This window comes from Pseudoalteromonas sp., assembly GCF_041613455.1.
GTDB lineage: Bacteria > Pseudomonadota > Gammaproteobacteria > Enterobacterales > Alteromonadaceae > Pseudoalteromonas.
Window position 1 is genome coordinate 1 of record NZ_JBFJHD010000143.1, and the last position, 7714, is coordinate 7714.

At 44.1% G+C, this 7714-nt stretch carries 5 protein-coding genes and 1 pseudogene; 4 read left to right on the forward strand and 2 right to left on the reverse strand.

Going from position 1 to position 7714, the window contains the following annotated elements; translation table 11 throughout:
- The 3 genes from ABYB02_RS12245 to ABYB02_RS12255 form a co-directional block, all read left to right on the forward strand.
- A partial coding sequence (locus ABYB02_RS12245) for an exonuclease SbcCD subunit D C-terminal domain-containing protein (protein ID WP_372762729.1) occupies positions 1-975 on the forward strand: 975 nt, incomplete at its 5' end.
- Positions 972-4622, forward strand: a complete 3651-nt coding sequence (locus ABYB02_RS12250) for an SbcC/MukB-like Walker B domain-containing protein (protein ID WP_372762730.1) — start codon at positions 972-974, stop codon at positions 4620-4622. The genes ABYB02_RS12245 and ABYB02_RS12250, both read left to right, overlap by 4 nt.
- Positions 4623-4675: 53 nt before the next feature.
- A complete protein-coding gene (locus ABYB02_RS12255; protein WP_372762731.1) occupies positions 4676-5335 on the forward strand; it encodes a class I SAM-dependent methyltransferase in 660 nt (219 codons plus the stop codon).
- Positions 5336-5591: 256 nt separating this feature from the next.
- Here the strand turns inward: ABYB02_RS12255 and ABYB02_RS12260 are convergent, their stop codons facing one another.
- A complete protein-coding gene (locus tag ABYB02_RS12260) occupies positions 5592-6035 on the reverse strand; it encodes an Lrp/AsnC family transcriptional regulator (RefSeq protein ID WP_372762732.1) in 444 nt (147 codons plus the stop codon).
- Between the two features lie 113 nt (positions 6036-6148).
- On the opposite strand from ABYB02_RS12260, the gene ABYB02_RS12265 reads away from it, so the two are divergent.
- Positions 6149-6793 (forward strand): LysE family translocator, encoded by a 645-nt coding sequence (locus tag ABYB02_RS12265; protein ID WP_372762733.1) that lies wholly within the window; start codon positions 6149-6151, stop codon positions 6791-6793.
- A gap of 413 nt (positions 6794-7206) precedes the next feature.
- On the opposite strand, the pseudogene ABYB02_RS12270 reads toward ABYB02_RS12265, so the two are convergent.
- Positions 7207-7714, reverse strand: a pseudogene (locus ABYB02_RS12270) (transposase); the annotation flags it as partial.

Here is a 7714-nt window from a genome sequence, read left to right on the forward strand (position 1 = left end):
ATTTTAGCCGCGCAACCGCTACTGGCACAGTTCGATACTCATGTAGTAGGGCGCTTTGATCCAGCGAGCCCCAGCGACGTGGTACTCACGATTAACACTAACAACAGACGCGCTGTGATTGTTGCCATGCCATTTTTACGCAGCAGCGATGTAAGCCCCCTTAGCCAAACAGAAAACGGCCCTAGCTACGCACAGGGCGTTAAAAAGGCATATGAACTTGCCCTTGAGCATGCGGCTACGTTACAAAGTGAACATAGCCCATTAATTGTTATGGGCCACTTACATGCCAAAGGCGGTAACATTTCCAGTGATTCAGAGCGTAACTTAGTGATTGGTGGTGAAGAAGCCATTGCCGCGAAGGTGTTTGGCGAACACGCTCACTATGTTGCTTTAGGGCATTTACATAAAGCGCAGCAGGTCGCTAAAAATGACACTATTCGCTATAGCGGCACGCCTATTCCTATGTCGTTTTCCGAGCGTAATTATCGGCATCAAGTCAATATTGTCGAATTTAGCAGTGACGATAACCAAGTAATTAATACCACTGTAAACCCCCTTTACATTCCGCGACTCGCCGAGGTAATTATCCTTCCGCACGGTGAATGTGTGCCATTAGCGCAGCTGTGTGAGCAAATTAAAGCACTCGACACAACCCAATACGCCATTGCCCCTTATTTACGCGTAAAGCTAAAGTCGAGCGATATCGACAGCAGTTTTAGAGAGCAAATTGAGCAAGCTTTAGAGGGCAAGCAGGTTCGCTTTTGTGGCATAGAGCGTGTACGCGAGCAGAGCGCTGATAATAATCAGCACACCGTATTTGAAGACTTATCCGAAGTTGAAATGCTCAATCCCCTGAATTTACTAGAGCAAGCATTTGCCAATGACAAAGATATGGCAGGGCAAAGTGTACCCGCTGAGATAAAAGCATTATTAACCGAGGTGATAGGCGAACTTACGGAGCAACAGCAGCTATGAAAATAACCGCCGTACGTATTCATAATCTGGCTTCGATTGTTGATGCTGAAATAGATTTTTTAGCCAGTCCGTTAAAAGACGCTGGGTTATTTGCTATTACGGGCGATACCGGCGCTGGAAAAAGCACCGTGTTAGATGCCATTTGTTTAGCGTTATACACAAAAACAGCGCGCTTAAGAGGCGACAAGGGTAATGTTATTGACTTTAATGGCGACAGTATCAAATTAAACGACCCACGTAACTTACTACGCCGAGGCAAATGGCACGGCTACGCCGAAGTTGACTTTGTAGCGCAAGATAAACAAGCTTATCGTGCACGCTACGCCATTCAGCGCACCCATAAAAAAGCCAGCGGTAAACTTAAGGTAGCAGAGCATACCGTCGTTACTCTGCCTGAACTCACTTTAGTGGCCGACAAAAGTAATGCCATTAAAGCCGTTGAAAGCAAAATAGGCTTAACCTTTGAACAGTTTTCTCGCGCGGTGCTATTAGCGCAACACGAATTTGCTGCATTTTTAAAAGCCACTGGCGATGAACGCGCGCAACTATTAGAGTGCTTAACCGGTACCGATAAATTTAGCCTAATTGGCAAACGCATATTTGAGCGTAACAAAGAGCTAAAAGATAACTTTGAGCTCCTGCAAGCAAGCTTGGCAAGTTACACCTTACTCAGTGATGACGAATTAAGCGCTAAACACAGCAGCCGTGATCAGCTAGTGCAAAGCCTAGCAGACACTAAACAAGCGTTAGCCAACACAGAGCAACATTTAAATTGGTACCAGCACGCTAAAACACTTGAGCAAGCGCTACACCAAGCCTCCCTCAACCAGCAACAGGCTAATAACGCGCTTACTGCAATAGCAGAGCAAACCGAGCAAGCGCAACAAGCCCAAAGTGCGCTAGAAATAAAAGATAATCGCCAGCGCTTTGCCGATTTAACAGCGCAAAATAACGCGCTTAATTCGCAAATAAATGAACTTAAAAGTGTTGATCATGCTGCGCTAATTGCCGAGCATCGCAATGTACTTGATAAACAAAAAAGCGAATTACACAGCGCTAAAACAGCAAAACAAAATGCAGAGCCAATTATTGCTTCAGCTCGCAAGCTCGACAGCCAACTTGCAATACATGCACAAACCATTGCCAGCCTCACCCAGCAAAGCGAAAAAGAGCAATCGCAATTAACCGATTTGCAGCAGCAGAGCAAACACAGCCAGAGCGCCCTTGATGCTGCCAAAACACTTAATACAGAGCAGCAGCAATGGCTCAGCGAGCATGCGCAGCTAAAACCGCTAGCGAATGATTGGAGTTTCTACCAGCATAGCTTTAAGCAGTATATCAGTGCCAATGCACAGCTAAGCGCAACGGTGACTCAACTGCAACAACTGGAAGCTGAGCACAGCCAACAAGCAACACGGCTAGATGCGCAAAATAAAACCCTAGCAGCGCAGGAGCAACAGCTGGCCACTGAGCAAAAAAATCTTGATCAGCTTACTGAGCAACAACGCCAATTTAATATTGAACAATGCGACAGCGAACTGAAAAACATTGAGTATTTAAAAGATCAGCGCGAGCGCTATAAGCAGTTTACGCAAGAGCTAAAACACAGCAGTGCTGCACAAAGCAATATTGCCACTAAACTTGCACACAGTGAGCAGCAGCAACAGCAACTACAGCAAAACCTCACTACCTGTGAGCAAACGCTGCAACATCACGACTATGCGCTTAATCAAGCCCGCCTAAGGGCTAGCGAAAACGTCGAGCACCTGCGTGCGCAGCTTGCTGATGACCAGCCATGTCTAGTGTGTGGGGCAACCGAGCATCCCTATGCCAATCAGCAAAATGCGCAATTAAACAACTTAATTGCCGACTTTGAAACACAGCATACACACGCCAAACAACAGCGCGATAACGCCCAAAGTCAGTTACATAACCATCAAACACAGCATGCCGTACTGGTTAACGAGCATGCTCAACATAGCCAAACAATAGCAACGCTAAAGACTAAGCGCCAAGAGATACAAGTCACAATGGAAGCGGCGCGTACGCAGCTTAATGCCCTTACCCCTGAACAGCTAGAGGAAACGTATACGCAACTTAAGCTGCAAAAAACACAGTATTTTGCTGCACAAAAAGACCTTACTAATTTGCAACAAACACTAAACCAGCGACAAGCTAGCTTAAAGGCAGAGCAACAGCGCCAACAGCAATTGCACTCTGAGCATGTTGCATTAACGAATCAGCTCAATCAGTTAAACAACAAGCACGCCGAGCTAACCACGCAAATTAACGAACTCACCACGCCGCTTAATGCACAATTTGCAGATCAGGGTTTTTGGCAGCAATTGCAAGCCGGCACATTGAGCGTAAACGAGTTAAATGGGCAGGTTGAGCAATTTAAAAAAACGCATTCTGAGCTTGAGCAAAGCCAAAAGCAAATTGACAGCGCGACGCAACAGCTACAACAACTTACGCCGCTGATCGCAAAAAGTGAAAACACTGTTAAAGCACTCAAAGATGATTTACACAACGCGCAACAACTGCAAAGTAGCACCCAAACAGAGCGCCTAGCGTTATTTAATAACGAGCAAATAAGCGCCGACGACTACCAAGCAAAATTGCATAGCCAGTATGAGTTATGTCAAACACAGTTAAATGCCTGTCAACAAGCTTACGATAACGCGATTAAGCAACGCGACGAGCATGCGATACAACTTAACAATAGTGAGCAACGCTTAGCCGAGCAAAATACTGAGCTGGCAACACTTGAGGCGCGCTATAACGCGTGGTTTGCTGATTTTAAAACGCAGTACAGCAACACCACTCATGAACAGGTCAAATTTTTACTAACCCTAGGTAGCGCTACCATAAAAGCGCAGTTACAGCAGTTTGAGCAGCTCACACAAGCCTGCACAAATGCCAATGCAGAACTTAAACAACATAAAAATAGCCGTGATAAACATCAAGCAAGCAATAAACCTACGCTCAGCGAAGCCGCGCTTAGCACACAGCTGGATAGTTTAAATCAGCAATTAACCGAGCTACAAAGTAGTTTATTGGCAACGAATACCGCGATTGAGCAGCATAATCAAAACAGCAAAGCATTGGCTGACAAGCAAACGGAGCTGAGCGCGCGTAAAAAGCAGCTTGAGCAGTGGCATTTACTCAATAAAGTGCTGGGCGACGCAACCGGTAAAACCATGCGTAACTTGGCACAAACGCAAACCTTAAAAATTCTCCTGCATTATGCCAATAGCCATTTAAAAACACTTAACAAGCGCTACGAGCTGACCGCCATTGAACAGTCGCTGGATATTGCCATTATTGACCGTGACATGGCCGATGAGCAACGGTCGGTAAATACCCTTTCTGGCGGTGAATCGTTTTTAGTGTCGTTAGCACTGGCATTAGGGCTTGCATCGCTGTCGTCAAATAAAGTTCAAATCAATTCTTTGTTTATTGATGAAGGGTTTGGTACGTTAGACAGCGAAACCCTGAGTGTTGCCATGGATGCACTAGACTCATTACAAGCACAAGGGCGCAAAGTGGGGGTGATCTCGCATGTCAGTGAAATGAGTGAACGTGTCGCAACGCAAGTGCATGTGGCTAAAAAGCCCGGTGGTTATTCAACCGTAGAAATTATTTGATAGTTTAAAGTTGATGACACCCAAATTAATTAGGTTTTTATAAAGGAAAAATAATGCCAACATTTACCCAAGAACAAGCAACACAATACGATAGCCGTATTTTACGCTTAGTGCCAGGCTATGAGTTACTGCATCAGCTAACCGCTACGCAACTGCAAGCAACACTTGCCGATAACGCGCATATTTTAGTGGTTGGTGCAGGCTCAGGTAAAGAAATTATCGAACTGGCTAAAATTAACCCACGCTGGCAGTTTACCGCGCAAGATACCTCACGCGATATGCTTGATATAGCCAGCAGTAAATTTGCTGAGCAAGGCATAAGCAATAGGGTAACTCTACATTATGGCGCGCTAGAAAAGCTAAAACATAAAGCCGATGCCGCTTTATGTTTATTGGTATTGCATTTTGTAGAAGATAATGGCGATAAAAAGCAAGTACTTAAAAGTATTAAAAACAACTTAAACAAAGATGCCACGCTTTATCTTGCCGACTTAATGCGCCCCGAAACTCAGTTTGAGCGCGATGCCCAACTGCTCGCCTGTGCGCAACTTGGCCTAGGTGAAGCCGGGCAACAGCATATGCGTAATCAACTCGAAAACGAATTTTACCCGCTTGATCGCATGCGTTTTAGTGAGCTGTTACATGAGTGCGGCTTTAGCAGCCCCCCAAAACTTTACTTTAAAGCACTGGGCTTTAGTGGTTATGTAATTTAAACGCTAAGCTTTAACCATTAAACAGCCTCGTACTATACGAGGCTTTTTGTATATTTGGTTAAGAGCTGAGCGCGGGCTAAAATACTACAAGCCCACGGCATTATAAGCTAGTTCAGGTAATTTTCTGAGATCTCCATTTCACTGAGCACACGGCAATTTACACGTTAATAGCCGGTCTAGTGTAACTAGATTCAACGCAGCAATGCTGAAAATAGCGATTTGGAATAAATTTAGTATCCAGCGTTTGGGTTACCTATTAAAAATGCAGATTTCTGGCGCGGACAACATCTTTCATCACTATGGTTGAGGTTAAGCGCTGCACTCCTGGCAGTGCCGATAATTTATCATCGTATAATTGCTGAAAGGCCGCTAAATCTTTAGTTACCACGTGCACTAAGTAATCGGGGGTGCCAAATAAGCGCTGCGCATTGGTTATTTGTGGAATATCTTCGATTGCTAACTCCAGCTTTGTCAGCGATGTTTTATCCCCTTCTTTAATAGTAATAAACACCAAAGCAGAAAAATTAAGGCCAACAATTTCGGGAGAAATTTCGGTTCTGTAGCCGACAATGGCTTTGGTTTTTTCTAACTCTTTTACTCGGCGGTGGCAGGGCGACACACTAAGCCCCACACGCTCTGCAAGCTCAGAAAGAGTAAGGCGGCCATCAACTTGCAGTTCAGCAAGAATTTTCCTATCCATGCTATCCATTTTCAATAATTTCCTAATAATGCTATTAATTAAGGTAAAATACAGTATTTATTCCCCATCAGAAAGAAATAAAATAAGCACTCAATTATTTTAGGTGAGTGTTAATGGATATAAATGTTATTTTTTCTTTTTGGCTGGTGTCGATTTTGTTTGTACTTACTCCAGGAGCCGATTGGGCCTATACCATAAGCGCAGGAATTGCCGGCGATAAAATTATTCCGGCAGTATCAGGGTTATTGTTAGGCCACCTTATTGCTGCGCTAATAGTGGTGGTAGGGCTAGGGGCTATGTTAGCGTCACATGTGTTATTAATGAAATTTTTAACCTTATTTGGCGCGCTCTACGTTGTGTGGATTGCTATTTCATTGTATAAAAACCCGCCAGTTCCCGCAGCGTATAATGGCGCCGCCGGCGAATTAGGTGAAACGCCCTTAAAATGGATGAAAAAGGGCTTTATTATCAGTGGCCTTAACCCCAAAGTGATGCTGTTATTTTTAGCGCTGTTACCGCAATTTGTGTTTCCGACTTTTTCATTTTCGATCACTGAACAGCTGTTAGTATTAAGCATTATTCATTTAATTGGCTGTGGCTTTGTTTATTGGTTAATTGGTGTGAGCGCACGAAAAATATTAAGTAACAACCCAGCTCTGGCGATTAAATTCGGCCGACTTTCAGCCATGGTATTATTAATACTAGGCTCGTTAATGTTATTTGATAGCGCACAAAAGCTATTAGTACACCTACAGTAAAGCTGCACACTTGCTGTTATACAGCGCAATTACCGTAATACTGCGCACAATAAACAACTCAAGCCTAAGCCGTTAATTACACCGCTTAGGCTTTTTTTTATTGCCTTGAACGACAAATTCCCCTCTTTAACAAGACACCCATGCTAATTCTCTTTATACAGACACCCACTTATAGCTAGTTAAAGTCCCCATTTAGCATGACACCCACTTCAACTTAGTTGATATGAAAATAAACCATTTAAAAATTCTAACTCTGAGTTGTATTGTGCAAGGTTATTAAGTTTTAACTATTCCTATAATTAAAGATCATTCCAAATGGCTATCTGGAGGGGTAGTAGACTATATTTTATACTGCTTAAAGCATGCAGAACTCTGTGTGTTCACAGAGCGGAGGTTACGTGTAGATTTAACTGTTAGGCCAGTAACTTTTCGCAATTACTGACGTTGGCGCGCCGCTTTCGCTGCAAGTGTTCGCAGTACCCTTCGTGCGATGCCGGGCGACCTACTGCCCCATGAAATACACGGGAAAATTGGCTGGTTAGTGTTAGCCAGTTTTCGAGGGATATGTTGACTCTTGTTAATAAAGGTAGCGTGCTGCATTCGATATGCCCTTTTTTGTCTTCGCGCATACAGCGACCGGTAAGCTCAACTAATTCTAAATACGAGGTGAGTTCAAATGGCAGGCCTTTGGCCATGTACTTTTTGGGCTTGCCTGAAAAGCGCAACAGCTGTTTGGGTTGTCTCTTTCCTCTGGTGGCAGTTTCAAGGCGTATTTTTACACTGGTGTACGCTGAATCTTCGGGAGTCGAGGCTGCTTTAGCTCTTATGGGATTTAAATCTACATACGCCATACAGGCAATTAATGCCGCTTCATCAAGGAGGGCTTGTGATTTAAAACGTCCTTCCCAAAAGCGACCGGTG